Genomic DNA, 26,380 nt, shown 5'->3' on the forward strand with positions numbered 1-26,380 from the left:
TAAAATCACTCACAGAATATTTCCACTATCCTCTTTATTATTCTGCTTGTTTTTGCGACGTCACTTTTGTAGAGATAGGGAATTCTTATAACCTCCGCATTTATGCCGTGCTGCCTCAGTTGTCTTTTAAGCTCTTCACATTTAAAATCCTGATCAGGCCCCAAAGCTACAACGTCCGGGTTTATCTTCTTCACGAGCTCAAAACTTATCCCATCAGGCTCCCCAATGTAAACCTCATCCACCATCTTTAAGGCTTTCAAAACTTCAGCCCTTTCGTGCATCGAGTTTATTGGAGGTCTTCCTTTCCTCTTAACGACAGTTTCATCATGTGCCACTATCACAATGAGTTCATCTCCAAGCTGCTTTGCTTGACTCAAAAAATGGATATGCCCAACATGAAGAATATCAAAAACTCCCCCGACGAGGACTCTTATCTTCTTTTCTCTCTCCGTACTCATGGTCTCACCGTCAGCTCCCAGATTTTGTCCTTTGCGTGGTGGATTACCTTTACGGCTTTTCCCCTGTTTTTTTCTTTCATCTCTCTGCCGCTCATCAACGCAATTCCAATGGCAAGGGGTCTCCCATAATTTTCTTCAACAACAAATACAAAATCGCCTTCTTCTATCTCTTCATCGACATCAACTATTCCGGGAGCCATTACATCGGCACCTTTTAGGATGAACGGGACAGCACCTTCATCAACAACAACTCTTCGCTTCCATTTCCTCAAGTCTTCCTCATTGGACAGCTCATATAGGGCAATTACAAGCGGAAATACCAAGTTCTGACGTTTTATAAACATTGGCTTCCCATTTACAAAAAGTATTTGGGTGGTTTTATCAAATTCTGCAATTTGAACATCATCTTTTTTATTTATCAGCTTCTTAGCAACTTCCTCCCCAAAAATTGAACTCATCTCCCGTATTATCTCTTTAATTTCCTTCTTGCTTAAAGGATGCTTAATCTTCAGCATTCAGCTCACCCCAAAGGCTTTTAACAGCTTCTCTCGGATTATCAGCATTATAAATTGCTCTCCCAACAATTATGTAGTCAGCACCAGCTTTTAAAGCTTCTTTAGCTTTCCCACCCTGAGCACCTATTCCCGGAGTGAAGATTTTTATATCCCCATCAAGCTTTTCTCTGATGTATCTTATTCTTTCAGGCTTCGTCCCGGGAGCTATAACTCCAAAAGGCCTAAGCTCATTTGCCATTTCTATAAGTCTGTCAGTAATCGGCTGCATGAATTCCTCAGCTCCAGGATGGCTCATCTCCACAACGATAATCGTATTGCCCTCCTCCATAACCGCCCTGACACTGTCCCTTCCAACAAAGCCATGAACAATTATATAATCTGCTCCATTATCAAAAACTTTCTTTGCAATGAGTTTGTTTGTATTTGGAATATCAGCAACTTTTAAGTCAGCTATAACCGGTAAGCCCGTTTTCTCTTTTAGCTCCCCGATTATTCCAACCCCGCTTCCAAGAATGAGAGGCCAGTTGATCTTTATCGCCCAAAGGTAGTCCTTAGTTTCCTCTGCTATTTTCAATGCCCTCTTTCTCTCATAAACGTCCAATGCCAAGATAATCATTTGCCCACCTCAAGGATTTCCCTGGGGAGTTCATTCTTTTTAAGTGTTAATGCAACATGAATTGCGCTTTTAATTGCATCTGCTCTATTTTCAGCCCATGTAACAACGATCAGATCCCCCTCTTTTGGACTAAGTTTTTTTAAGTCTTCAGCAAGCTTGGGGAGAGTTTCCTTTAATGGCCTTTCATCTTCGGGGAATACAATTTCACCCGCTTTGTAAACCAAAATCATAGCACCTTTGGCAAAATAGCGAATAGCTTCGTCTCTGAGTTCTATGCTTTTAAATTGGGGTGGGTTCTTAACAAGGACAGCATAAGTGGGCATGTTTTCAACTTTTTCAACTTCAGCCGGCTCAGAGAACAAAGTTAGTATTTGGGACAGAACATTAAGACCTTTTTCATTCAAATAATGCCCTTTTTGTTTTGACTCAATTAATTCAAGCTTTGCAAGCTTCTTCAAAAGAGTTCTAACGCTTCCTTCACCGAGATCAAGACCCTCAGAAATCTGTTTTCTTCCCCTCGGAGTCTTTAATAGAAAAAGTGTTGCAACTGCATCTTCAAGGGTAAACTCAGGATAAGCTCCTCTTTTCCAGCTCATTTCCTCACCTCTCAGAATTGTCTCGCTCAGCTGATAAATAAATGTTTTTATCACCAAACATGCTTGATAGTAGTACTACCTGAGAACAAAGTTAAAATAAAAGACAAAATGCCTTAGAATATTAACGGTGCTCTGTATTCACCCCAAACTTCTCTTAAAACATCAGTGACTTCTCCGAGTGTCGCCAAGTGTCTGTGTGCTTCAATTATATATGGCATTAGGTTAACATCCTCCTTCTCTGCAGCATTCCTCAGCTTATCCAAAGCCTCCTCTACCTTCTTGTTGTCCCTCTCACTCCTCAGCTTCTTCAAACGCTCAATCTGCTTGTCCCTAATACTTGGATCAACCTTGAGAATCTCAACCTCAATTGGCTCATCCACAACAAACTTGTTGACACCAACGATAATCCTCTTGCCCTCCTCGACTTCTTTCTGATACTTGTAAGCAGAATCTGCAATCTCTTTCTGGATATAGCCGCGCTCAATAGCCCTCATCATTCCACCCATGCGCTCAATCTTCTCAATGTACTTCATAGCTTCCTCCTCGATATGATCGGTAAGCCACTCAATGTAATACGCTCCACCCAACGGATCAATCGTGTCAACAACACCGCTTTCATAAGCAATAATCTGCTGCGTTCTTAATGCAATCCTAACGCTCTTTTCCGTTGGAAGAGATAGTGCTTCATCATAACTGTTCGTATGCAAGCTTTGGGTTCCACCCAACACAGCGGCTAAAGCCTGAATCGTGACCCTAATGATGTTGTTCTCCGGCTGCTGAGCTGTGAGAGTTGAACCAGCAGTTTGCGTGTGGAATCTAAGGAGCATTGACTTTGGATTCTTTGCGCCGAATTTCTCCTTCATTATCTTAGCCCACAACCTTCTCGCTGCCCTGAATTTAGCAATCTCCTCAAGGAAGTTGTTGTGAGCATTGAAGAAGAAGCTCAATCTTGGGGCAAACTTATCAACGTCCATTCCCCTCTCAATAACAGCCTTTACATATTCGATACCATCTGCCAATGTGAAGGCAACCTCTTGGACTGCATTTGCACCAGCTTCTCTGATGTGATACCCACTAATGCTGATTGGATTCCACTTTGGAACATTCTCAGCACAGTACATGATAATATCCGTAGTTAAGCGCATTGAGGGCTGTGGTGGGAAGATGTAAGTCCCCCTCGCAATGTACTCCTTGAGAATATCATTCTGCACAGTTCCCCTTAAAACGTGCTGCGGAACGCCCTGCTTTTCAGCAACGAGGATGTACATTGCCAAAAGGTTTGCTGCAGTTGAGTTTATTGTCATTGAAGTTGAAACCTTATCAAGAGGGATTCCATCAAAGAGAATCTCCATATCCCAGAGGGAGTCAATAGCAACTCCAACCTTACCAACCTCACCCTCAGCCATTGGATGGTCGCTGTCATAGCCGAGCTGAGTTGGCAAGTCAAAGGCTACACTCAAACCTGTTTGCCCTTGTTCCAAGAGGTACTTGTAACGTTTGTTTGACTCCTCAGCGGTGGCATAGCCGGCATATTGTCTCATCGTCCAGAATCTTCCCCTATACATTGTCGCATAAACGCCACGAGTGAAGGGGTACTGTCCCGGAAAGCCCAGCTTCTCCATGTAGTCCCAATTTTCTCCAAGATCAGCTGGGGTGTAGACTCTTTTAATTTCAAAGCCATCATCAGTCATAAACTTCTCTTTTCTCTCTGGTCTTTTTGCAATAAGTGGCTTAACCACATTTTCTTCCCACTCTTGTTCAGCTTTTCTAATCTCTTCAAGCTTTTTTCTATCAAAGGTCATCGGGATCACCAGATGAGCTTTTAGCTCTCAACATATAAAAACCTTTTACATAACTAAAGGTTGAACTTGATATTGGATATTTTATCCATGTGCAGAAAAACTTAACTTAATGCAAGTGAATCTCATTATGATGATAATTTACGGAATAGGTCTTGACAGCTCAGCAAAGATTACTTTTCAAAGTCACGCTCACAGTGATCATTTTGTTAGTGGAAATACTATATTCTCCACGAAAGCTACCAAATTTCTAAGCCATCTAAAGAAAAGTGGACTTTATAAAGTTGTAAAGTTTGGAAAAACGTTTTACTTAGGTGACTACAAAGCCAAGCTTTATCCCGCTGGTCACATCTTAGGCTCCGCTCAAATTTATATTGAATTCGATGAGTTTTCTCTGCTTTATACTGGAGACGTCAAGTGGTTTAAGCTGAGAACTGCTGAAAAGAGCAAGTTTAGAAAGGCCGATGTTCTAATAATCGAAGCAACTTTCGGTGTTCCTATGTATAACTTTCCTTCACCAAAAGAAGCAGAAAAAAAGCTTATTGCTTTTGTTGAGAGTGCTCTTGACAAGCGAAAAACACCCACCCTTTATGCAAACCAGATAGGCAAAGCCCAAGAGCTTTTGAAGATTCTTGAGGTTCACGGCTATACCGTGAAAGCCTCAAGGAGCATAATTAAAGTCGCAAAGATTTATGAAAAATTTGGAATTAAATTTCAAAATATAGATAGGGACGGAGAAGTGCTCTTGAGAGGCTTCACACGCCCCAAGCCCGATGATTCAGCTTCCTCCTATGAGCTTCATGTTTCTGGATTTGGCAATTTAAAGCTCAGCAACCATGCTGATTTTTGGGAACTTATCAAAATTATAGAGAAAGTCAGGCCAGAAAAGATCTACACTGTTTATGGATATGCGGAAAATTTTGCAAAAATTTTAAGAGGTTTGGGGTATGATGCGACTGCCATAGACAAAGATTGTTGTTTATCATGTTACAAAAATATTTAAGGGCTAATGTGTAAACCTCTATCATGAAATATAGCAAATATAAACGGTACAATCCTCGCAAGCACATCTTCCTGAACTACCTCCTCCTTACGCACAAAAAGAGGATTATTCGGAAGAAAGAGCTTGTTTACGATATGAAGATACAAAAGCTTCAGGACATAATAGATGCTTTAAGTGGATGGGTGGAAGCTGCAGAGATTGAAAGAAATTTAAAACATGCTTTTCTGCATGATCTGGAGATGTTCAGGAAGTTTCTACTAACTTTCCTCACTCGATCTACACTAAACAGCATTAATTACTATACCCTGAAGGCGTGGGAAAGCAGAATTGATACACTTGCAAATGAAATTTCCAGACGAAAAAATCCATTTTTTAAGCTCCTATATTCAAGATTTAAGCTTTCTTTGGATGAATTCTACAGAGAGCTGGGCATTAGATGATTATGTTTAAATATCTCAACAACAAAATTCTGGTAGGGTGAGAAATATGAAAACGGGAATAGAGTTCTTTGATGAAACTATCATCAGAGAGGGGTTTCCAGAAGGCTCCTTGATCATAGTGGCTGGAGAACCAGGAACTGGAAAAACGATTTTCACATCAACTATAATACACAATGGACTTGAAAAATTCGGAGAGAAAGGTATGTATATCTCGCTTTCAGAAACAAAAGAGGATTTTTATGACGAGATGAAAAGGCTCGGCATGGATTTTGAAAAGTACGAGAAAAGTGGACTCTTTAGGTTTATGGATTTGGTTACTGTTACACCTGATGTCATTGAAAAGGAAATTGAGCTGATCATGAAAGAAATCTTGAGCTTTCGTCCAAAACGTATTGTCATAGATTCAATAACTGCACTTACACAGCTTTTAGGCACAGAAAAAACAAGAATCTTCTTGCATACAACATTAGGAAGATTCATTAAGTCCTTTGGAGCAGTTGCGTTCCTGATTGCAGAAAAGCCTTTGGGAAAAGAAACAATCGGGCATGGTGTTGAAGAATTCGTGGTGGATGGCGTTATAGTGCTCAAGTACATAAGCCTCGGAGAAGTCAGGAGGAGAGTAATGGAAATTCCAAAGATGAGAAAAAGAAGTATTGAGAAATCCCAGTATGAATATGTAATAACAGATCGTGGAATTGAGTTTTTAGCAATCCCCGATCTCATTAGGGGGGAGGAAGATGCTTCAGAAGAAAAAGTAAGCACCGGCATTAAGGAACTCGACGCAATTTTAGATGGAGGCGTTTACAGGGGATCAATAACATTAATTGTCGGGATGACTGGAACTGGAAAAACTACTTTCGGCTTACACTTTGCAATAGCAAATGCTCTTCAGGGGAGAAAAGCGATATACATCTCCTTTGAAGAATCTGTAGGGCAGCTAAAGAGGGCAGCAAGAAGGTATGGAATGCCAGTTGATGAAGTTTTGGATAAGACATTGAAGATGTTCAGCTGGGTTCCCGAAGCAAAAACACCAGTTCACACATTCCTTAAGATTAGAGAAATTATTGATGAGCATATGCCAGAAGTTCTTGTGATTGACAGCCTGACCTCACTCAGAGAGCATATGAACGAAATAGAGCTTGAAAAGATGCTTAGATACCTAAGTCTTATAATAAAGCAACACAAAGTAGCTACCTACATAACCCTTAATGCAGAAACAGACTTTGAAACAGTGCCATTCACCAAAGCAAGCACTCTCTCAGACAACATCATTGGGCTGAAATATGTCATAAAAAACGAGCTCATAGAAAGACGGTTGGCGGTTATTAAGGCCAGAGGATCAAATCATTCCAGGAAAATCCACAAATATGATATAACCGACAAGGGGGTGATGATCTATGAGTAGTGCTGAGGAGATAGTGGTCAGAGCTGTGACCTACGCTGTGGAAAAAGCTAACCCTACTCTCAAAAATCTTTTGGAGTTCCATCTAAAGACCACGACAGGAAAAGGCTATGAGCTTGCGTATGAGGATCCAAAAAGATTTAAAGAAGCCGTTTCAAAGCTTTTCGGAGAATACAGCGGAAGATTACTTGAAATGCTGATCATAAGCTACTTCAAAGAGAAGGTCGGACTAAAGGAGAACATAGAGGACCTTGAAGATCTTGTAAGATACGTTAAGAGAATTTATGGGGAATAAAAATGGAAGTCAATCCTCTTGAAATTTTAAAGGAATCTTCCAAAAGAATAAGCCCAACTCTCATTGAATATGAGATCGGAAGCGAAATCGAGATAATTCTCTATACTCTAATAAAAAAGCTCAGACAAGAATACCAGAACTTCATAATAATATCGTTCCATGATGCATACCTTGTCCTAAGGAGATATCTTGAAAATGTGTTCTCAGAGACGGAGGTGAACACAGCATTCGATGGTGTCCACTTGATTTCAGTGAATCCCATTCTTGAGACTGAAGAAAATCGGCCACAGGATATAATTAAAAGCACACATCACGATATCATTGTTGGACGAATCCTTGAGGCAACTTCAAAGATAAATGGCGAGTCTTTATTCATAATATTGGGACTGGACTTTTTTGGAATAAGAATAGGAAAGGATGAGCTCATAGACTTATTCCCGGCATTAGTATCGACCATAGGACGAAAAAAGAACAACAATGTAATAATGACGCTCAATGTTAAGGTCTTTCCTCAAAGCCTTGTAGAGATTGTGAACAGCTTTGCATTCAACGTAGCCCATGTTGGGATTGAACTTCAGGACAAGGAGATCAGGAGGTATATAACCCTTATTCGCACGGTATTTTTAGAGTATAACCTCAAGAAGTGGTACTACACACTCCTTGGAAAAAAGCTTGTGTTTAAGAGTGTGAACTCTGAGGGGCTAATTTTTTAAGCCCCATCTTTTCTTTAGTTTTAAATCCACAAAGAAGGTGATAATAATGGAGATCAACTTAGATGAGCAGAGGGTTGTGAAGGATATAACGCTAAAACATGGAATGAGTGTGAACGAAATAACAAAACAGCTCTTCGAGAGTGGCGGCTTCGTTGCAAAGAAGTTCGCAATAGCGGTTGACATACTTGAGAGGATGATAAAAGATAAAGATACATTCAAGTTTCTGAGCTTTCCAGCATGCATAATGGCAACAGGAACAAGAGGAATAATTGTAGATCTGATTAAAAATAAGCTCTTCGATGCCGTAATTACGACCTGCGGAACGTTAGATCACGATTTAGCGAGACTATGGAAGCCCTACTATCATGGAAGCTTTCTGATGGATGATAGAGAACTTCACAAACAGGGAATAAACAGATTGGGAAACGTCTTAGTCCCCAACGACAGCTACTGGATTGTCGAGGAAAAATTGCAAGGAATCTTCCAAGATATCTATGATTCGGGCAAAAGAAGATTAGCAACGTATGAGCTTGTGTGGGAAATTGGAAAACGTTTGGAGAATGAAGAAGGCAAAGAGAACAGCTTCACTTACTGGGCATATAAAAATAAAATTCCAGTTTTCATTCCGGGCATTACTGATGGGGCAGTTGGCTACCAGCTCTGGCTTTTCATGCAAGATAAAGAGGACTTCATCGTCGATGTTTTCAAAGATGAAACAAAGCTCGATGAGATAATGGCATCGCTGGCTTCAAACAACAAGAAGAGCGGTGCCTTGATGATTGGTGGAGGGATTTCAAAGCACCACACAATATGGTGGAATCAGTTTTGGAAGGAGGGTCTTGACTATGCTGTCTATATAACGACAGCAGTTGAATGGGATGGCTCATTGAGCGGTGCAAGGATGAGAGAAGCAGTTTCATGGGGCAAAGTTAAGGAAGATGCAAGGTACGTTACCGTTGAAGGTGATGCGACGGTTTTACTTCCCTTTATGATTGCATCTCTACTGGAAAGGCTTTAATTTTGATCCCAACTTTTAATTTTTAATGCACTTAGGTATCAAAACATTATTAAACTCCAAAAGCCAATTCTCTAATGCCCGGGGAGCACCGCCGAAGGCGGAGTCTATGAACTTGGGCGGGTTATTGCCCCCATCACTTCTCGGAAATTAGTCTAAAGCTGGATAGACCCCCAAAGTGCCAATAAATGCATGTAAAAAGCTGAAATTAAAAACGAGAAGAAAAGAAAAGGGCTCACATACCAAGCTCTTCTTTAATTGTCTCAGCAAGCTTTTGGATTCCAATCTTAATCTTCTCTTCGTCAACGTATGTGAAGTTCAAACGCATTGTGTTCTTGACATCTCTGTACGCAAAGAACGCCTCTCCTGGGACATAGGCAACTCCTTTTGCAACTGCCTTTTCAAGCATCTTCTTTGTGTCAATGCTTTCTGGAACCGTTGCCCAGACGAACATGCCACCCTCAGGTTTTGTCCACTTAACCCCCTCTGGCATGTAGTCCTCAAGGGCGTCAAGCATTGCGTCCCTCTTTGGCTTGTAGAACTTTATTATCCTCGGTATGTGCTTTTCCAAGAGCCCCTTTTCAAGGAACTTCCATGCAATAACCTGACCAAATGGATTTGTACAGAGATCGACTGCCTGTTTGGCAATCTCAATCTTCCTTATGAAGTGCGGCTCCCCTGCTATCCAGCCGAGTCTAAATCCTGGAGCAAGAATCTTTGAGAATGTTCCAAAGTAGAATACCCTTCCCTCGGTGTCAAACTTCTTTATCGGTGGAACTGGTTTGCCTGAGTAACGGAGCTCACCATATGGATCATCCTCAATGACCAAGAAGTCATATTCACTTGCAAGCTCTACAAGGTACTTTCTTCTCTCTTCGCTCATTGTTACACCTGCTGGGTTCTGGAATGTTGGAACAGTGTAAACAAACTTAACCTTCTTATTCTCTGCTTTGAGTTTTCTCAGTTTTTCTTCAAGAAGGTCAACCCTCATTCCCTCATCGTCAAGGGGGATCTGAATGAAGTTCGGCTCATAGTACTTGAAGGCATTTAAAGCTGCTAAATATGTTGGCGCTTCAACAACTATCAAGTCTCCAGGATTAATGAAGGTCCTTCCAATTAGATCCAAAGCTTGCTGTGAGCCAGAGACAACCATTATATCCACTTTTGAAATCGGGATTCCGTATCTATCCCGTAACCACTCTGCGATTTTAAGCCTTAATGGGGTGAACCCCTTTGTTGTCCCGTACTGTAAAGCCTTATCGGCATGCTCCTCAATGACTTCTTGAGCAATCTGCTTAATTTCCTCCTTTGGAAACGTTGCGGGGTTAGGTAATCCTCCCGCCATAGAGATTACATCAGAAGTCTCAACGAGCTTTAAAAGCTCTCTAATTTCAGATGCTTTCATCTGCAAAGCTTTTTCTGAGAAGTAACTCTCATAATCCAGTACTTTGGATTCCAACTTTTTTTGAAGCATCTCTTCCATAGTATAACCCCCACTTTGTTATGATGTACAAATTTGAACATATCCCCAGTTTTATACATGGAAAACTTTGTGGCGATTAAATATAAAGCTTTCGGCATTGGTCGTGAATGCCTTTTATGTTTGTAAAGAAAAAAGTGATCTTTTTTTTAAGTACATCAAAGTCCCATTACGAACATCAATGTACAGAAAAAGTGAAGAGAGTGCAAATATAAAAAGTGCTGGTCAAAGGGTGAAATATATAAAGCCCCACGAGAAAAATAAGCCTTAACAAAAACTGGAGGGAGCAACATGACGCTGGTTAAAGAAGTCTATGAGATTGCTGAAAAAATCAAGAATATGGAAATTAGAGGAGCAGGAAAGATAGCCAGATCCGCAGCTCTTGCCCTGCAAATACAGGCTGAAAAAAGTAAGGCTAAAACTGCAGAAGAGCTCTGGAAAGAGCTGAAAGAGGCAGCAAAACTTTTACACTCAACAAGACCAACCGCTGTTTCTCTGCCAAATGCTTTGAGATACGTCATGTATAGAGGTAAAATTGCATATCAAGGAAGAGCAGACTTAGAACAGCTAAGATTTATTGTCATAAATGCTGCAAAGGAGTTCATCCACAATTCAGAGAAAGCCATAGAGAGGATAGCAGAATTCGGGGCAAAAAGAATCGAAGATGGAGATATAATAATGACCCACTGCCACTCAAAAGCCGCTATAGGGGTTATGAAAAAAGCGTGGGATGATGGGAAAGACATCAAGGTTATTGTAACAGAAACAAGACCTAAGTGGCAGGGCAAGCTGACGGCAAAGGAATTGGCAGAGTATGGAATCCCAGTAATTTATGTCGTTGACTCAGCAGCGAGACACTACATGAAGATGACCGATAAAGTCATCATGGGGGCTGACAGCATAACAGCCAATGGGGCTGTGATAAACAAAATTGGAACTGCTTTGATAGCTCTAACAGCTAAAGAGCACAGGGTCTGGGTCATGATAGCCGCTGAAACCTACAAATTCCATCCAGAGACAATGCTCGGTCAGCTGGTTGAAATTGAGATGAGAGATCCCCATGAAGTTATTCCAAAGGAAGAGCTTGAGACATGGCCAAAGAACATTGAAGTCTGGAACCCTGCATTTGACGTTACACCTCCCGAATATGTAGATGTCATCATAACTGAGAAAGGAGTAATCCCGCCGTATGCAGCAATTGACATATTAAAGGAAGAGTTTGGCTGGGCTTTCAAGTATACAGAACCTTGGGAAGACTGACTCCATTATTTTCTTTATTTACATCAGTTCTCAGAACAAATAAAGAGACAAGAAAAGAAAAACTCAGGGTTTTCTGACCACAAAGAGTGCATGGTCTTTTTCATATGGCTCCAGAGAAATGCGCTCAACAATCTCAAAGTACTCGCTCAGCTCTTCCTCAACCATCTTGAAGACTTCTTCTGGCTCCTTCGTAACGTCAATGCTTCTGCTCTTAACGGCGATCATTCCATACCCTCCGCTCTTGAGGTAAGCCTTTGCATTATCAATCAAGATTTTTGCCTGAGTTGGCTGGGCAACGTCCTCAAAGATAACATCAACCTTCGTAACCAACGCTCTGTATTCTTCAGGCTTCGTGGCATCTCCAAGGATTGGAACTATGTTCCTTCTCTCCTCAACAATTGGAACTAATTCCCTCAGAACCCTTGGTGAGAACTCAATTCCAAATATCTTGCCTTCCCATCCAACGATGTCGCTCACGTGAGAAGCAGTTGTACCGCTTGCAATCCCCAAATAGAGAACGCTCATCCCAGGTTTAATTGGGAAGTTCTTTAATCCATTCATAATTGCAGCAGCAAGCTTTGATCTCCTTGGGTTCCAGATTCTATATTCTTCCCCTTCCCACTTCACTATACGCTCGCCGTAAACCTTCTGTCCCGGAACTAAATTCTTGGTTGCGATTTTCTCGCTTCCATCTTCATCAATGAATACGTAAACGCCAGGGAATTTGTGCTTTTTAATCTTCATCTACCTCACCTCCTTCTCTTACCTTTCTCCTTTTTGCCTTTGAACTTCTTTCCTTTTTCCTTCCCCTTGAACTTTTTGCCCCTCTTGAACTTCTCTTTCTTTTTCTTCTTTGGTTTTTCCTTTCTCTTTGGCGGGTTCGGATACTTCTCTTTAATTTCTTTGATCCTTGCCTCAAGCTCTTTCTTCAGTTCCTCAGCTATGTACTCACCCGAGAAGTAGTCCACACGAGCGGCGATGGCTAACTTACCAGCCAATGCCCTTGCAATTTTACCCCTTTGCCACCATGGAGACTTGTTAATTGCTGGATACTGGTAGATAACACCGTGCTTTGGCGGCTTTGCACCAGTCCTTAAGTGCCTGAAGAGAGCTTTTTCAGCACCAAGAACCTGGATTGTTGATGACGGCATCATTGCCAGCTCCTTCAACCCGCCAGCCAAGCTTATCAAACGAGCGGCAAGCTTTGCACCAACGAGACCCTTGAGGTTAGGTGCAACATCATCCATCGCCCTGTCAATGTAGTCTTCAATCTCTTCTCTAAGCTTGTAAAGGTCATCGATTTCTTTAGCAAAATCTTGAATTATTTTGATGTCCTTTTCATCCATCCATGCACCCATGGTCTTTTCCTTAGCCTTGAGAATTCTCTCAATTTTGCCCTCGCTAAAGCCGAGCTTTTCAAGGTTCTCTTTAGTTACATTCTCCCTATGCCCTATGTTCTTAACAAAAGCAACATACTGCGGGTGCTTTGGTAAGATCTCATCAAGCTCTGGGAAGTGAAGTGAATACCACTCCCTAAGCCTTGAGACGAGCAGGTTTATGACCTTGTCAATGTCATCCAAAGCTTCAATTGCTTGAATCACCATCTTGTCCCTTGCTCCGCTCTGCTCCTGAATCCTCAAACGAGTCAAAGCTACACCAACAGAATAATAGCGCTCAAACCATTCCCTACCAAGAAACTCTTCTGGCTTCTCTCTAAGTATTTCTCCAGCCAAATTTGGGAATTCCGCATCTGCATTAAAGCCAAGCTCTTTTGCTTTTCTGCTTAAATCTGGATGCTCAAAAATAAACTCCTCATAACCTTTCTCTTTAAGCTCTTCAAGAAATGCTATTAGATCATCAGTAATCTCACCAGATAAGAGTTTATCCAGGGCTATCTCAGGCTTTTCTCTGTACTCTCTCTTGGCGATTAGGTTGCCGCTCTCATCAAAGGCATAAATCCCCTGAACGTTTTCGCTTATGTAAGCTTTCATCAGCATCACCTTTTATCATTTTGCTAAAGAAATATAAAAGGATTGAGCTTTTAAACCTAAGCTTCTGAGCTTGGGAAAACTTTCACCACTTTAGAATACTGTTAAAAACCAAAGGTTGAACAAAGCCTTTTATACTGTAGTTTTCTATTTGTAAATGGTGGTATTCATGCCCACGATTAAGGTTTCCGTAATAGGTGAAAGCGTTTCTCCAACAAGAATGATAGTCAAAGGAAAGAAAACTGAATACATTGTTGATAAAGATGAGTCAAGCCCCCTTGAATACATTTTAGCAGCATTTGCAGGTTGCATAAACATTGTTGGGTTTATGGTTGCAAAAGATATGAACCTTGATATAGAAAAAATCATCGTTGAAATTAGTGGAAAGCTCAATACAGACAAGCTCATGGGCAAAAACGTTGAAGATAGAGCGGGATATAAGGAGATTAAAGTCAAAGTCAAGGTTCAAGGGAACGTCGAAGAGGGGAAGCTCAAAGAATGGGTTGCCAAAGTTGAAGAGAGGTGTCCAATAGGAGACAACATAATGAACGAAACCCCCGTTTGTGTTGAAGTCGAAAAAGCTTAGCTCTTTTCTTTTTCATTATAAAAAATTTAAAGAGAAAACAATTTCAGTCCTTTGTTGGCAGATGAGGAATAATCCAGCTTAAAAAGCTGTCTAAGCTCCTTGTTTGAATATAAAGAGTCCCTGTTCCATAGAACTCCGCAACCAAACCTTCCCCACTTAGGAAGGTACTTTTTAATCCACCTACCCTTTTAACCCTGAAGTCTAATCCTTCGCTGAATGCAACCAAATGGCCCGTGTCAATTATGAAGCGTTCATTGTTCAGCTCAACTTTTTGAATTGCCCCATAGCTTGAAAGGAACACAACACCGCTTCCAGTCATTTTCAGGAGGAACAAACCTTCTCTGGCAAAAAATGTCTTTGCGCCCCCCCATTTTGTATCAATCTTTATATCTGCTGAACTTGCCAAAAATGCCCCGCTCTGAGCATATAATGTTCCGTCAATCTCAAAAGCTTCGATGTCTCCGGGATAAGGCGGTGCAAATCCCACTTTTCCCCTATCTCTTTCAGCTTTAAATATATTTATGAAAAAGCTTTCCCCAGCCAAAAGAGATCTCTTAAGTGCTCCAAAAATACCACCTTTTGCCTTCGTTTCCATCTTAATGCTGGGACTCATAAACACCATAGCCCCCGCTTCCGCTTGCACTGCTTCTCCCCTTTCCAGCTCAACTTCAACTAAGCTAAAACTTGGTCTATGCTTTATCTCATACCTCACAAGGGTCACCTAAAATTTAACTATGAGTGGTGGTATATATCACTTCCTATCGCCAATTGACGAAAAACAATTGACCTTTTACCGAAAGACTTTTATAACTCCCCCTTCTACTTCCCAGAGAACATTTAGGTTCAACGCTTTTACAGGTGATGACAATGAAGAGACTGCTGAAACCAGCCAAAGAAGTTGGTATTGTTGGATACGGTGCCTATGTACCCATGTTCAGAATTAAAAATGCCGAAATAGGCAGAGTATGGGGGGTAAATGGATTCCCAATTGAGGAAAAAGCTGTTAACAACCTCGATGAGGATGCATTAACAATAGGGATTGAGGCAGCAAGAAATGCTCTGAAGAGAGCTAAAATTGATCCCAAGCTTATTAGAGCAATATGGTTTGGCTCTGAATCAAAACCCTACGCAGTTAAACCTTCTGCAACTGTTATAGCTGAGGCAATTGGGGCAACTCCAGATTTAGACGCTGCAGATTTTGAATTTGCTTGTAAAGCTGGAACTGAGGCTTTGCAAGCAGCAATAGGCTTTGTCGGCTCTGGAATGGCAGAGTATGCAATGGCCATTGGAGCAGACACTGCTCAGGGGAGACCCGGTGACCATCTTGAATTCACAGCAGCTGCTGGAGGCGCTGCTTTTATCGTCGGGGAAAAGAGCTCAGAAACCTTGGCATATTTCGAAGGGAGCTACTCCTACGTTACAGACACTCCAGACTTCTGGAGGAGACAGCATGAGCACTATCCAAGACATGGGAACAGATTTACCGGTGAGCCAGCTTACTTCCACCATGTGATTAGTGCCGCCAAAGGATTGATGGAAGAGCTGGGTTTGACAGTCAATGATTTCGACTACGCCGTTTTCCATCAGCCAAATGTAAAGTTTCCGCTCACAGCTGCAAAAATTTTGGGCATTCCAATTGAGAAGGTTAAACCCGGTCTTCTCAGCGGAATAATTGGTAACACATACAGCGGTGCGACTTTAGTTGGAGTTTCCGCTGTTCTGGACATAGCGAAGCCGGGCGAGAGAATCCTCTGGGTCAGCTTTGGCTCGGGAGCGGGAAGCGACGCTTTCAGCTTAGTTGTGCAAGATGCAATTGAGGAAAAGAGGGACTTGGCACCAAAAACCTGGGACTACATAAACAGAAAAAAGTACATTGATTATGCACTGTACGTAAAGCACAGAGGAAAGTTGATAATGTGAGGTGGTTGAGATGAAGAAGGCTGTAATAATTGGAGTTGGCATGACCCCTGTTGGGGAGCACTGGAAAACTTCACTTAGAGACTTAGCTGTCGAAGCTTTGCTGAATGCAATGGATGACGCTAACCTTGATAAAGTTGACTCTCTCTATGTGGGAAACATGATTTCCGGACCATTCGTTGAACAGGAGAATCTCGGAGCACTTATAGCTGACTGGGCTGGTTTAGGACACATCCCAGCTGTAAAAATTGAAGCCGCTTGTGCTTCTGGAGGAGCAGCAGTTCAAGAAGGTGCTAAAGCAGTCATGAGCGGTCTTGAAGACGTTGTTGCCGTCGTTGGAGTGGAAAAGATGACTGATGCATGGCCAAGTGACGCCACAAGATATTTAGCATATGCCTCTGATGCTGAATGGGAGCTCTTCCACGGAGCGAGCTTTGTAGCTTTAAATGCACTTGTCATGCGCTACTATATGCACACATACGGCTATACGGAGGAGGATTTAGCTTTATTCGCTGTTAACGCCCATATAAATGGCGCAAAGAACCCATATGCAATGTTTAAAAAGCCAATAAAGGTTGAAACTGTGCTTAGGAGCCCATATATAGCTGACCCGCTTAAGCTGTTTGATGCCTCTCCAGTCTGTGATGGTGCCGCCGCTGTGATAATCACAACTCCCGAAAAAGCTAAGGAGCTTGGAATTCCAAAAGAAAAGTGGGTTGAGATAGCCGGAATGGGGAGGGCAATTGATACAATTAACTTAGCAAACAGAAAGGAACTACTTAGGCTTAGAGCAGCAGAAGTTGCAGCTCAAAAAGCGTACAAGATGGCAGGAATTGAAGCTAAAGATGTAGATCTCTTTGAGGTTCACGATGCATTTACTATTATGGCTGCTTTGAGCTTGGAAGCAGTAGGTGCTGCTGAACGTGGCAAAGGTGCCGAATTAGCAAAAGAAGGACAGATCGCAATTGATGGCGACTACCCAATCCAGACGATGGGTGGGCTCAAATCAAGGGGACATCCAGTCGGTGCAACGGGAGTTTATCAAACCGTTGAAGCGGCTTTGCAGCTCAGGGGAGAAGCACCAAATCAAGTGCCCGATGCAGAGATTGCACTAACGCAGAACATTGGAGGAACAGGTTCAAACATAACCGTGACAATCCTTAGGAGGGTTTGAAAATGGGGAAGCCAATGCAGGTTTCAAGATTTTGGAGGCACTTTAAAGAGAAGTACCGCTTAGTTGGGAGCAAGTGCAAAAAGTGCGGGAAGATTCACTTCCCTCCAAGACAAGTGTGTAACGAGTGTGGAAGCAGAGAGATGGAGGAGATTCAGCTCAGCGGAAGAGGAAAGGTCATCAGCTGGACTATTGTGAGAAACCCACCAAGCGGCTTTGAGTATTACAAACCCTATCCTCTGGCATTGATTGAGCTTGAAGAAGGGCCCATAGTCTTAGCACAGCTCACAGATGTTGATCCGGAGGAGATTACCTTCGGCATGGAGGTTGAGATGGTCACAAGGAAGATAAGGGAATTTGACGAAGATGGAATAATTCTCTATGGATACAAGTTCAGACCACCGATTAAGTGATTAACAAGGGATGGCTTGTCTCTTATTCTCTTTTTCTGATTTTCCAGTTTGAACATCTTTAACCATCCTCACCCAAATTCCGCTCTGCCCAACAACTCTGAAGCCATATTTTTCATAGAATTTAATCGCCTTCTTATTCTTCTCACCAACCCAGAGCTCTATTCTGTCATTGTATTTGCTCAAGTAGCAGAGACACTTCTCCATGAGCTTTTTCCCAATGCTCCTACCCTGGTACCGCTTATCAACCACGAACTCATGAATAGCTCCGACAACTCTCCCCTCATATTTGCTAAACCAGTCTCTATCGCAGACTATAAACCCGACGATTTCATCGCCGATTTTAGCAATAAAAAAGCCATCTCTGGCTTTATCCCAGCACCACCGTAAATATCTCCGCGCATATCTTCTACCTTCCCCGCCGTACTCCGGCATGTCTTCATAACCTCTCATATAGACATCAACAAGCTTTTCTAAGAGTTCTTGGTCAAATTTATCCAGCTTTTCTATCTTTACTTCCTCTTCCATACTCATCACTATTAAGTTAAGAGATGGGCTTAAAAAGCATAGGGTTTTTATGGTTTGAGGGAGAGAATAGAGCAGGAGAAGGTGGTTTTAATGGGAAAGGCAAAGCCAAAAATTTGCGAAGTTTGCGGTGCTGAAATCAGAGGACAGGGGCACACTGTAAAAATTGAAGGTGCAGAGCTCTTAGTTTGCTCTAACTGTTACAGAAAATATGGAAGAAAGAAGCCTGGAACGTTCAGCATAATGCCAACTGGAAGAGAACCGAGAAGGACATACAAACCAAAACCAAGACCTCAGAAAAGACCCTACCGGGAAAGACCTCTCTATACCGAGGATATTGTTGAGGATTACGCTGAGAGAGTTTACCAAGCGATACAGAAGAGTAAGATGAGTTATGAAGAGCTTTCCCATAAAGTGGGACTTTCTGTCAACGTACTTAGGAGAATCGCCCACGGCGAGTACATGCCAACCATTGAGGAAGCCAAAAAGCTGGAGAGATACTTCAAGATAAAGCTCATTGAAAGAGTGGAAGAAGTGCATGAGGAAAAGATCAGCATACCCAAGGATTATGAGCCAACACTCGGTGACATTGCGAGGATAAAGATCAAGAAGAAAAAGAAGAAATGAGGGAACATTTCAGTAAAACTCCGCTCCTTCCTCTTTCTCAACTTTCTGCTCAATTCTCTTAACCTTCGGCGGATGAAAGCCTTTAAGCTTCTCAAAAGTCCCCCACAAGCGCAAAAGCTCCTTATGAACCGGACTTTCCGGAGGAATCACAATTATATGAGCAGGAGGATGAATGTCCCTTAACCGACCGATTGCCTTAGCTGGAGGCAAATCAATCTGAGCAACGACATGAGCCCTGTATCTCTTTCTCGGCTTTTCCCCAACAATTTTTTCAAATGCCCAATCTGAAAGTGCAGGGGGTATTATCTTTGGGTCTCCCCTGATCTGCATTCCGCCATACCTCACAAGATCTGCCAAAGCCACCATTGCTTTGTCAAAGTTGTCTGTCCTTATCAATACAATCGTGTTTAGCATTGCTTTCACCTAAGGTCTGCTCATCTTTTGAGTTTTTAAAGGTTTGGCATTTTTAATAACTATAAGTTCCAAAAATATTCTGACAAACAAAAACTTCCCAGAAAAGGGACAAACAACCAATCATGTAGACAAAATGAGTAGCATAGTTTTAGTGGAAGCTTACGTTAGGAAATCCACTACTCTTCAAAATTTCCTAAACCTTTAAAAACCTAAAGTGAGGTATTTATAAAGGGTTTTTAAGCCCACTAACTGGGGGTGTAATTTATGGTAGATATGAGCAAGGTAAAGCTTAGGATAGAAAACATCGTTGCTTCTGTGGATCTTTTCACACAGCTCGATTTGGAAAAGGTAATTGAAATATGTCCAAATTCCAAATACAACCCTGAGGAATTCCCCGGTATCATCTGTCGCTTCGATGAGCCTAAAGTTGCCCTCTTGGTTTTCAGCTCAGGTAAGCTCGTCGTTACAGGTGCTAAAAGTGTTGAAGATATTGAAAGAGCTGTCTCAAAGCTTGTCCAGATGCTCTCAAAGATTGGAACTAAGTTCCAAAGGGCTCCTCAGATTGATATTCAAAACATGGTCTTCAGCGGAGACATTGGAATGGAGTTCAATTTGGATGCAGTCGCTTTAGTTCTGCCAAATTGTGAATATGAGCCAGAGCAGTTCCCTGGTGTTATCTACCGTGTTAAAGAACCAAGGGCTGTTATTCTGCTCTTCAGCTCAGGAAAGATTGTCTGCTCAGGCGCAAAAAGCGAGCATGATGCATGGGAGGCCGTTAGAAAGCTCCTCAGAGAGCTCGAGAAGTACGGTCTGATTGAAGAAGAGGAGGAATTCTAAAGTTTTTATAATTTCCTTTTTGTGGTGCTCATGCTTAGGATTCTCTACTCCTCCATTTTTAAAGAGCACAAATCCCTTGATTATCATCCAGAAAATCCCAACCGCTTGGACTTTGCAATTGAAGGGTTAAAAGCCAAAAATCTATGGCAGAATGTTGTTGAGCCCAATCCAGCAAACATCGAAGAAATTTTAGAGGTTCATTCTGAGAATTACGTTGAGAGAATCAGAAAAGCTTCACAAATGGGATTTCACTACATAGATCCAGATACTTATGTGGGCGAGAAAACATGGAATGCAGCACTTTACGCATTTGGGGCGGCAAGAGAAGCCAGTTTGATGGCTTTGGAGAAAAAAGGAATTTACTTAGCTTTAGTGAGACCGCCTGGACATCATGCTGGAAAAAGCGGTAGAGCGTTCTATGCCTCCACTTTAGGTTTCTGCATATTCAACAATGTTGCCGGAGCAGCTAAGCTCCTTGAAAGTCTTGAAGGAAATGCATTGATTATAGACTTTGACGTTCATCACGGCAACGGAACTCAGGAGATCTTCTGGAATGATGAAAATATAATTCACATAGATTTGCATGAAAGGGACATTTACCCGTGGAGCGGCTATGAATGGGAAGTTGGTGGAAAAGATGCAGAAGGGACAAAGATAAACATCCCAATGACCTCCTATTCGGGCGACGATGATTACATATACGCTTGGAAGGAAATAGTCATGCCCATTGTAGATGTAATTAAACCAAAGGTTATTTTGATTTCGGCAGGGTTTGATGCATTCAAAGGTGATGGCTTAGCAACGATCCAGCTAACAGAGGAGTTTTATAGATTTGCCGGGGCGAGTCTTTCTGATTACAGCCTCGGTGTGGTTCTTGAAGGGGGTTATGGTATAGGGCTCGAAAAAGGGCTGCCCGCTTTTGTTGAAGGCTACCTCAAAGGCGAAACTGGGAAAGAGACTATAAGGCCAAGTTATGAAGCACTTAAAGTCGTTGGAAAAGTTAAAGAGATTTTGAGGGAATGGTGGGAGTTATAACGTTTTAACTACTTCTGAGACTACCGGATCTGGAATCTCATAACCTCTTTCGGTTTTTATCAGGTATCCGTACTTCACCAGATTCTTTAGCAAAGCGGAGAACTTTGCGTCGTTTACGTGGCCGCTTTTAACCTCAACGTAGTCTTTTATCTCGCTCCATCTGTGGTTCCCGAGGGCTACCGCTTTAAGGATGAAGCCGTATCTTCTGCTGAATGACAGCAGTGAAGAGAGTTCATCCCTTACAAGTGCATGTGCCTTTCTAAAGAGCTCATTCAGGGCATCTTTTTCAGAGAGCTTTCTAACCCCCCTCAGATAGCCATACATGGTTAGCCAGCCAACTATGCCATCAAGTCTATTAACTGCGTTTTCTATCTCGCTAAGGGTTACTTTGAAATCAAGCTCTTCAAATCCCTTTCTCAGAAAGTCTTCGCTCTGTTCTCTGGTAAACCTTTCTAAGATTATCTCCCTTGCATATCTGCCAAAGAGAGGTTTTTTAGGATTGTCCAGTCCAAGAAAGTCATGAAGCATTCCCACCTCAGAACCCGTAAGAACAAAGGTTAAATTCGACAAGTTGTCCACCGCGTAGGCTATCATGCCATCGTACTGGATTCCAGATAGGCGAAGATACTGGGCTTCATCAAACGCTAAGATAACTCTTGTTCCTTCCTTTTCTGCCCAAGAATCAAGTTTTTCAAGGAGCTCTGCAAGATCAGGCTTCTTCTCGAATTCCACGTGGATACCTGATATTCTAATACCTTTTATTGAGCTGAGAGCCTTTTCAAGCCCGAGCTGGAGTTTATGTTTGGCAGAGAGTGATTCCAGTAAGGAATCAAGAATCCTTTTGGCGAGGGTTTCTTGTGGTATTGAGCCGTGTGTAAAGTAGAGAGAACGTACATCGAGTTTCGCGCACGGAAAGCCAGATTCTCTCAGTGCAACATTCAAAAGGGAGCTTTTACCAAGACGCCTTATCCCCAGAAGCAGAAGCAGCCTCTCACCGAGCGATAGGGCATCTCTAAATTCCAGAAGTTCTTTCTCCCTATCATATAAATCCTCTCTTCTGGTCTTTGGTTGCAGATCAAACAGCAACTTACCCCACCGTAAGTAACTTACCCGGGGGTAAGTTATAAAGGTTTCGAAAATAAAATCAGCAGGAATTTCCAAATCCCTCAATCAAAACAACAAAAAAGAAAGGACATCAAAGCCCAAGTAATTCCTTGGCAGCTTTAACGCCAAGCTCGAAGGCCTTCATATTGACATCAACTGCCTTCTTTGGAACGCTGAGCCTAATGACTTCCTTAACGTGTTCAGCACTCAACGGGAACCCTGGCGTCTGTGTGAGTGCTCCAATGAGGACAACGTTTGTCGTGATGACATTTCCAGCTTCCAAAGCCAATTTTTCAGCATCTAAGGTTATGAGCTTGCCCTTAAAGTCCTCCTCGATGATCTTCCTGATTTCCTCCATGCTTGGATATGTCGCTAATCCCATTGAAACTTGAACCGGTGGAATAGGGTTTGAGTTTGCTATAACCAATCCGCCTTCTTTGAGGTAGTTGATGTATCTCAAAGCTTCAACTGGCTCAAAAGCCATTATGACGTCCGCTTTTCCCTCGGGAACCATTGCTCCATAGACATCTTCACCAAATCTGACGTAAGCAATGACTGAACCGAAACGCTGGCTCATTCCATGAACCTCGCCAACCCTCACCTTGTAGCCAGCATGAAGGGCAGCCCAGCCTAAGAGGTTGGCAGCTGTGAGAATTCCCTGACCGCCAACACCAGTGATGACAATGTTGTACTCCTTAACCATCTCACTCACCCTCCTTCATGACCTCAAACGCTCCGAATGGACAGACCTGTGCACATCCACCACATCCCCAACACATAAGCGGATTCACTTGGGCTTTCTTCTTCTCTGCATCCCAGTAGATTGCTGGGCATCCATAGGCGTTAATACAGATCTTACAGCCTGTACACTTATCTTCATTTACTGTGTATATTGGCCACTTCTCGCCTCTTCTCCTCAGCTGGCCTATATGGTGCAACGCACATACCCTTCTTGCGACAACAACGCTAACTCCTTCTGTCTCAATGGCCTTCTTCATGACTTCATATGTCGCCTTTATGTCATACGGATCAACTACTTCAACGAAGTCTGCACCCATAGCTCTTGCAACCTCTTCAATTAGGATTCTCTTGCCCGGGCCGTGGGGAGTATCGCCCGTTCCCGGGTTGGGCTGATCTCCAGTCATTGCCGTAACAAGGTTATCGACAACCACTATGACAACATTTGAGCGGTTGTAAATTGCGTTTGCCAAAGCTGGCAGTCCAGTGTGGAAGAACGTTGAGTCACCAATCGTGGCAACGATGACTTTCTTCTTTTCTTTTGTATCTTTTTCACCAGGAACTCCATTCAATGCAACATCCAATCCATGAGCAACGCCTATTGATGCACCCATTGCAACCGTCGTGTCAACGGTCTTAAGCGGAGGGAGGACGCCGAGCGTGTAACATCCAATGTCGCTTGGGAATATCGCTTTTGAACCAGCCGCTTTTCTTATAGCATAGAAGGTGTTCCTGTGAGGACATGCCGGACACAGGCTTGGAGGTCTTGGTGGAACGATGGCTGAAACTTTCTTATACTTCTCGTCAACACTTTCAAAGTCAATCGGGGTCTCAAGACCAAGGAATTTTGCTATCGCAGTTACAGCTCTCCTTGTTGTCATTTCATAAACTCTCGGAACGTAGTCTTTTCCATGAATCGGGATTCTTATGCCGTTGTCAAAAGCCCATACCTTAACCTGCTCCTCAACAACAGGCTCAAGCTCTTCAACTATGAGAACTCTTTCCAATCCATCAAAGAACTTCTCAAGCAGTTTGTATGGAACAGGGAAAGGCGTGCCAAGCTTTAGGATTTTCACCCCATCAACGCCAAGCCATGCTAAGGCCTCTTTTACATATGAATAAGCCAATCCGGGGGCTATGATACCTACTTTAGCGTCTTCTTTGCCCTCAATCCAGTTAAATGGGCATTTGGCAAGCTCTTCCCTGATCTTTTCAATCTTCTCCAGAATTTGTGGGTGGAACTTCCTTGCGTTGGAGGGAACATCAACAAACCTTGATGGGTCTTTCTTGAAGTCACCAAATTTCCTCTTTGCCTGCTTAATCTCCTCTGGGAGCTCGCCTAAAATGACATCTCCCCTTGCGTGTGAAATTCTCGTTGTGGTTCTCAAGATAACCATGTGCTTGAACTTCTCGCTTAGTTCAAAGGCATATTTTGTCATTTCCTTTGCTTCATGCGGACTTGAGGGCTCAAGAACTGGAACATTAGCAAACTTCGCGTAAACCCTTGTATCCTGCTCGTTCTGTGAGGACCACATGCTTGGATCATCAGCAACCATTATGACAAATCCACCTTCAACACCCATACCAACGGCGCTGAGAAAAGTATCTGCTGCAACGTTCAATCCGACGTGCTTCATTGCTGTCATAGCCCTCAGTCCAGACCATGCTGCACTTAGGGCTGTCTCAAATGCAACCTTCTCGTTTGTTGAATACTCCATATAAACGCCCGCTTTTTCTGCAACAGCAGCCATCGTGTCCGTAAGCTCAGAACTTGGTGTTCCAGGATAAGCTGCGAAAACAGCTATGTTTGCCTCAAGGGCACCTCTTGCTATTGCGTGATTTCCCAAAAGGAGAACCTTCTCTCCAGGCTTATCCCATAAAACTATGTCAGTAACCTTTGCCATCTACAACACCTCATCCATTTTTCTTCTTGCGATTTCCCAAAGGGCGTATGCCGCTATTCCCACATCTTCAGGCCTTTCATAAACCGGAATGCCTTCTTTCTCAAGGAGCTCTTTAGCTGGCTCACTGACATAGCCAGCCATGAATAATGCCAAAACAGGCTTTCCGTTATTAACTTCCTTCACAGCCCTTATGACGCCTTCAGCATGCTCCGTTGGAGTCATTCCAGCGAATGTTGGCACGACACAAATTGCAATGAGCATATCAACATTTTCATCTTCCAGAAGGAGCTTGGCAGTCTTGTAGTACTCTTCTCCCCTTGCACTTGCTATCATATCCACGGGATTCTTAACGGCGGCCATTGGAGGTAAAAACTCCCTAAGTTTCTGCATTGTTTCCTCTTCAAGGTTTGCCAATTTGAGTCCGTGTTTGTCAATTTCATCGGCCGTTAATACTCCAGGACCGCCAGCATTTGTCATAATTGCAACCCTGTTGCCCTTCGGAAGAGGCTGGGTAAATGCTCTCGCCATGCTGAGCATCTCATCAATCGTATTTGCAACCAAAATGCCTGTCTGCTTAAATGCTGCCTCATAGATCCTGTAGCTTCCAGCTAATGAACCTGTATGGCTTGAAGCAGCCCTCGCTCCGCTCTCACTCTTTCCAGCCTTGAGAACAATGACAGGCTTTTTCTTGGTGACTTTTTTAGCGGCTTCCATGAACCTCCTTCCATCCTTAACACCTTCGATGTACAGCGCGATTGCCTTGCTTTCTTCATCATCTGCTAAGTACTCCATGAGCTCTGAAAAGTCAACATCAGCCATGTTCCCAATGCTTATGAACTTAGAAAAACCAATTCCTTCCTTGACAGTTTTATAAACAATTCCAGCTCCAAGAGCACCGCTTTGAGAAACAAATGCTATATCACCTTTCTTTGCATCCATGATGAATGTTGCGTTCATATCGTTGTGGGTGTTCATTACCCCGACACAGTTGGGGCCGATGATCCTCATGCCGTATTGGTGAGCGATCTCAACGAGTTCTTTTTCCTCCTTCTTCCCTTCTTCTCCAGTTTCCCCAAATCCAGCCGTGATTAGAACAATTCCCTTCACGCCCTTTTCACCGCAATCAATTACTGTCTGCTTGACAAAGCGCTTTGGAACAACGATTACCGCCAAGTCCACTTCATCAGGGATTTCTTTAACATTCTTGTAAGCTTTAACTCCTTGGACAACTTCATCTTTTACGTTTACTGGATAAACTCTGCCCTCTTTGTATTTCTTGAGATTTTTAAAAACTTCATAGCCGAGCTTTAAAGGATCATTAGAAGCGCCAATTACAGCTATTGCCTTAGGTTTGAAGAAATAATCGAACATCATTTTTACAATCACCGAATTTTACATCGGTAAAAGTCTATATAAGCTTTCCGAAAAGAGACAGTTAGACGTTTTTGAGCATAAATAAAGGAAAATAGTCGTCAATGGGATAAAAGCAGCACCAATGTCCAAATATATGTAAAGTCTCAACTACGAACCTT

General features: G+C 42.6%; 29 protein-coding genes. 14 read left to right on the forward strand and 15 right to left on the reverse strand.

The window, feature by feature from the left end; genetic code table 11:
* Window positions 1-5: 5 nt before the first annotated feature.
* The 5 genes from VFC49_RS04605 to VFC49_RS04625 form a co-directional block, all read right to left on the reverse strand.
* Window positions 6-458 carry an adenylyltransferase/cytidyltransferase family protein gene (locus VFC49_RS04605; protein ID WP_324736371.1) on the reverse strand — a complete coding sequence of 151 codons (453 nt, stop codon included), beginning with the start codon at window positions 456-458 and terminating at the stop codon, window positions 6-8.
* Window positions 455-973, reverse strand: coding sequence for an RNA-binding protein (locus tag VFC49_RS04610; protein WP_324736372.1), 519 nt, complete (start codon window positions 971-973; stop codon window positions 455-457). Before VFC49_RS04610 ends, VFC49_RS04605 begins: the two co-directional genes overlap by 4 nt.
* Entirely contained in the window at window positions 960-1,589 is a 630-nt protein-coding gene (gene pyrF / locus VFC49_RS04615; protein ID WP_324736373.1) for an orotidine-5'-phosphate decarboxylase, read from the reverse strand. Before pyrF ends, VFC49_RS04610 begins: the two co-directional genes overlap by 14 nt.
* Window positions 1,586-2,185: a DUF4443 domain-containing protein gene (locus VFC49_RS04620; RefSeq protein ID WP_324736374.1), complete on the reverse strand. Its 600-nt coding sequence runs from the start codon at window positions 2,183-2,185 to the stop codon at window positions 1,586-1,588. The genes pyrF and VFC49_RS04620 overlap by 4 nt, the downstream gene beginning before the upstream one ends.
* A 113-nt stretch (window positions 2,186-2,298) precedes the next feature.
* A complete protein-coding gene (locus VFC49_RS04625; RefSeq protein ID WP_324736633.1) occupies window positions 2,299-3,987 on the reverse strand; it encodes a methylmalonyl-CoA mutase family protein in 1,689 nt (562 codons plus the stop codon).
* A gap of 130 nt (window positions 3,988-4,117) precedes the next feature.
* On the opposite strand from VFC49_RS04625, the gene VFC49_RS04630 reads away from it, so the two are divergent.
* Genes VFC49_RS04630 through VFC49_RS04655 form a run of 6 tightly spaced genes read left to right on the forward strand, consistent with a single transcriptional unit; the run spans window position 4,118 to window position 8,855 of the window.
* Window positions 4,118-4,987: an MBL fold metallo-hydrolase gene (locus tag VFC49_RS04630; RefSeq protein WP_324736634.1), complete on the forward strand. Its 870-nt coding sequence runs from the start codon at window positions 4,118-4,120 to the stop codon at window positions 4,985-4,987.
* A gap of 23 nt (window positions 4,988-5,010) precedes the next feature.
* Entirely contained in the window at window positions 5,011-5,427 is a 417-nt protein-coding gene (locus VFC49_RS04635) for a hypothetical protein (protein WP_324736375.1), read from the forward strand.
* Window positions 5,428-5,473: 46 nt separating this feature from the next.
* Window positions 5,474-6,832 (forward strand): ATPase domain-containing protein, encoded by a 1,359-nt coding sequence (locus VFC49_RS04640; RefSeq protein WP_324736376.1) that lies wholly within the window; start codon window positions 5,474-5,476, stop codon window positions 6,830-6,832.
* The gene (locus VFC49_RS04645) at window positions 6,825-7,124 is read left to right on the forward strand and encodes a NitrOD5 domain-containing protein (protein ID WP_324736377.1); all 300 of its coding nucleotides are present in this window, start codon (window positions 6,825-6,827) and stop codon (window positions 7,122-7,124) included. Before VFC49_RS04640 ends, VFC49_RS04645 begins: the two co-directional genes overlap by 8 nt.
* A gap of 2 nt (window positions 7,125-7,126) precedes the next feature.
* Window positions 7,127-7,837 (forward strand): hypothetical protein, encoded by a 711-nt coding sequence (locus VFC49_RS04650; protein WP_324736378.1) that lies wholly within the window; start codon window positions 7,127-7,129, stop codon window positions 7,835-7,837.
* A 46-nt stretch (window positions 7,838-7,883) separates the two neighbouring features.
* Window positions 7,884-8,855 carry a deoxyhypusine synthase gene (locus tag VFC49_RS04655; RefSeq protein WP_324736379.1) on the forward strand — a complete coding sequence of 324 codons (972 nt, stop codon included), beginning with the start codon at window positions 7,884-7,886 and terminating at the stop codon, window positions 8,853-8,855.
* Window positions 8,856-9,087: 232 nt separating this feature from the next.
* Here the strand turns inward: VFC49_RS04655 and VFC49_RS04660 are convergent, their stop codons facing one another.
* A complete protein-coding gene (locus tag VFC49_RS04660; RefSeq protein WP_013467572.1) occupies window positions 9,088-10,335 on the reverse strand; it encodes a PLP-dependent aminotransferase family protein in 1,248 nt (415 codons plus the stop codon).
* Window positions 10,336-10,623: 288 nt separating this feature from the next.
* Between VFC49_RS04660 and VFC49_RS04665 the strand changes: the two genes are divergently transcribed.
* A complete protein-coding gene (locus VFC49_RS04665) occupies window positions 10,624-11,592 on the forward strand; it encodes a ribose 1,5-bisphosphate isomerase (RefSeq protein WP_013467574.1) in 969 nt (322 codons plus the stop codon).
* 63 nt (window positions 11,593-11,655) lie between these two features.
* On the opposite strand, the gene VFC49_RS04670 is transcribed toward VFC49_RS04665, so the two are convergent.
* A complete protein-coding gene (locus tag VFC49_RS04670; protein ID WP_324736380.1) occupies window positions 11,656-12,336 on the reverse strand; it encodes a fibrillarin-like rRNA/tRNA 2'-O-methyltransferase in 681 nt (226 codons plus the stop codon).
* 5 nt (window positions 12,337-12,341) lie between these two features.
* Entirely contained in the window at window positions 12,342-13,583 is a 1,242-nt protein-coding gene (locus VFC49_RS04675; RefSeq protein ID WP_324736381.1) for a C/D box methylation guide ribonucleoprotein complex aNOP56 subunit, read from the reverse strand.
* A 154-nt stretch (window positions 13,584-13,737) separates the two neighbouring features.
* Between VFC49_RS04675 and VFC49_RS04680 the strand changes: the two genes are divergently transcribed.
* Window positions 13,738-14,166, forward strand: coding sequence for an OsmC family protein (locus tag VFC49_RS04680; RefSeq protein WP_324736382.1), 429 nt, complete (start codon window positions 13,738-13,740; stop codon window positions 14,164-14,166).
* Between the two features lie 43 nt (window positions 14,167-14,209).
* Here the strand turns inward: VFC49_RS04680 and VFC49_RS04685 are convergent, their stop codons facing one another.
* Complete coding sequence (locus VFC49_RS04685) at window positions 14,210-14,878, reverse strand: TIGR00266 family protein (protein ID WP_324736383.1); 669 nt, start codon at window positions 14,876-14,878, stop codon at window positions 14,210-14,212.
* Between the two features lie 155 nt (window positions 14,879-15,033).
* Here VFC49_RS04685 and VFC49_RS04690 point away from each other — a divergent pair, with 155 nt between their 5' ends.
* Genes VFC49_RS04690 through VFC49_RS04700 form a run of 3 tightly spaced genes read left to right on the forward strand, consistent with a single transcriptional unit; the run spans window position 15,034 to window position 17,667 of the window.
* A complete protein-coding gene (locus VFC49_RS04690; RefSeq protein ID WP_324736635.1) occupies window positions 15,034-16,086 on the forward strand; it encodes a hydroxymethylglutaryl-CoA synthase in 1,053 nt (350 codons plus the stop codon).
* 10 nt (window positions 16,087-16,096) lie between these two features.
* Window positions 16,097-17,257 carry a thiolase domain-containing protein gene (locus VFC49_RS04695; protein WP_324736384.1) on the forward strand — a complete coding sequence of 387 codons (1,161 nt, stop codon included), beginning with the start codon at window positions 16,097-16,099 and terminating at the stop codon, window positions 17,255-17,257.
* 2 nt (window positions 17,258-17,259) lie between these two features.
* Window positions 17,260-17,667, forward strand: a complete 408-nt coding sequence (locus tag VFC49_RS04700) for a Zn-ribbon domain-containing OB-fold protein (protein WP_324736385.1) — start codon at window positions 17,260-17,262, stop codon at window positions 17,665-17,667.
* Here the strand turns inward: VFC49_RS04700 and VFC49_RS04705 are convergent, their stop codons facing one another.
* On the reverse strand, window positions 17,668-18,192 hold the full coding sequence (locus tag VFC49_RS04705; protein ID WP_324736636.1) for a GNAT family N-acetyltransferase: 525 nt from the start codon (window positions 18,190-18,192) through the stop codon (window positions 17,668-17,670).
* Window positions 18,193-18,282: 90 nt separating this feature from the next.
* Here VFC49_RS04705 and VFC49_RS04710 point away from each other — a divergent pair, with 90 nt between their 5' ends.
* Window positions 18,283-18,816: a multiprotein bridging factor aMBF1 gene (locus VFC49_RS04710; RefSeq protein WP_324736386.1), complete on the forward strand. Its 534-nt coding sequence runs from the start codon at window positions 18,283-18,285 to the stop codon at window positions 18,814-18,816.
* Between the two features lie 9 nt (window positions 18,817-18,825).
* Here VFC49_RS04710 and VFC49_RS04715 read toward each other — a convergent pair whose 3' ends face one another.
* Entirely contained in the window at window positions 18,826-19,230 is a 405-nt protein-coding gene (locus VFC49_RS04715; RefSeq protein WP_324736637.1) for a DUF356 domain-containing protein, read from the reverse strand.
* A gap of 264 nt (window positions 19,231-19,494) precedes the next feature.
* Between VFC49_RS04715 and VFC49_RS04720 the strand changes: the two genes are divergently transcribed.
* Entirely contained in the window at window positions 19,495-20,067 is a 573-nt protein-coding gene (locus VFC49_RS04720) for a TATA-box-binding protein (RefSeq protein WP_013467585.1), read from the forward strand.
* 30 nt (window positions 20,068-20,097) lie between these two features.
* Entirely contained in the window at window positions 20,098-21,102 is a 1,005-nt protein-coding gene (locus VFC49_RS04725) for a histone deacetylase family protein (RefSeq protein ID WP_324736387.1), read from the forward strand.
* On the opposite strand, the gene VFC49_RS04730 is transcribed toward VFC49_RS04725, so the two are convergent.
* The 4 genes from VFC49_RS04730 to acs form a co-directional block, all read right to left on the reverse strand.
* Window positions 21,097-22,188, reverse strand: coding sequence for an ATP-binding protein (locus VFC49_RS04730; RefSeq protein ID WP_324736388.1), 1,092 nt, complete (start codon window positions 22,186-22,188; stop codon window positions 21,097-21,099). The two genes, VFC49_RS04725 and VFC49_RS04730, sit on opposite strands and share 6 nt — an antisense overlap.
* 109 nt (window positions 22,189-22,297) lie before the next feature.
* Window positions 22,298-22,909: an indolepyruvate oxidoreductase subunit beta gene (locus VFC49_RS04735; RefSeq protein WP_013467587.1), complete on the reverse strand. Its 612-nt coding sequence runs from the start codon at window positions 22,907-22,909 to the stop codon at window positions 22,298-22,300.
* Between the two features lies 1 nt (window position 22,910).
* Window positions 22,911-24,848, reverse strand: a complete 1,938-nt coding sequence (gene iorA, locus VFC49_RS04740; RefSeq protein ID WP_324736389.1) for an indolepyruvate ferredoxin oxidoreductase subunit alpha — start codon at window positions 24,846-24,848, stop codon at window positions 22,911-22,913.
* A complete protein-coding gene (acs, locus tag VFC49_RS04745) occupies window positions 24,849-26,222 on the reverse strand; it encodes an acetate--CoA ligase alpha subunit (protein ID WP_324736638.1) in 1,374 nt (457 codons plus the stop codon).
* Window positions 26,223-26,380: the final 158 nt, after the last annotated feature.

Source organism: Thermococcus sp. SY098 (assembly GCF_035621495.1).
In the GTDB taxonomy this organism is placed as follows: Archaea; Methanobacteriota_B; Thermococci; order Thermococcales; family Thermococcaceae; genus Thermococcus_B.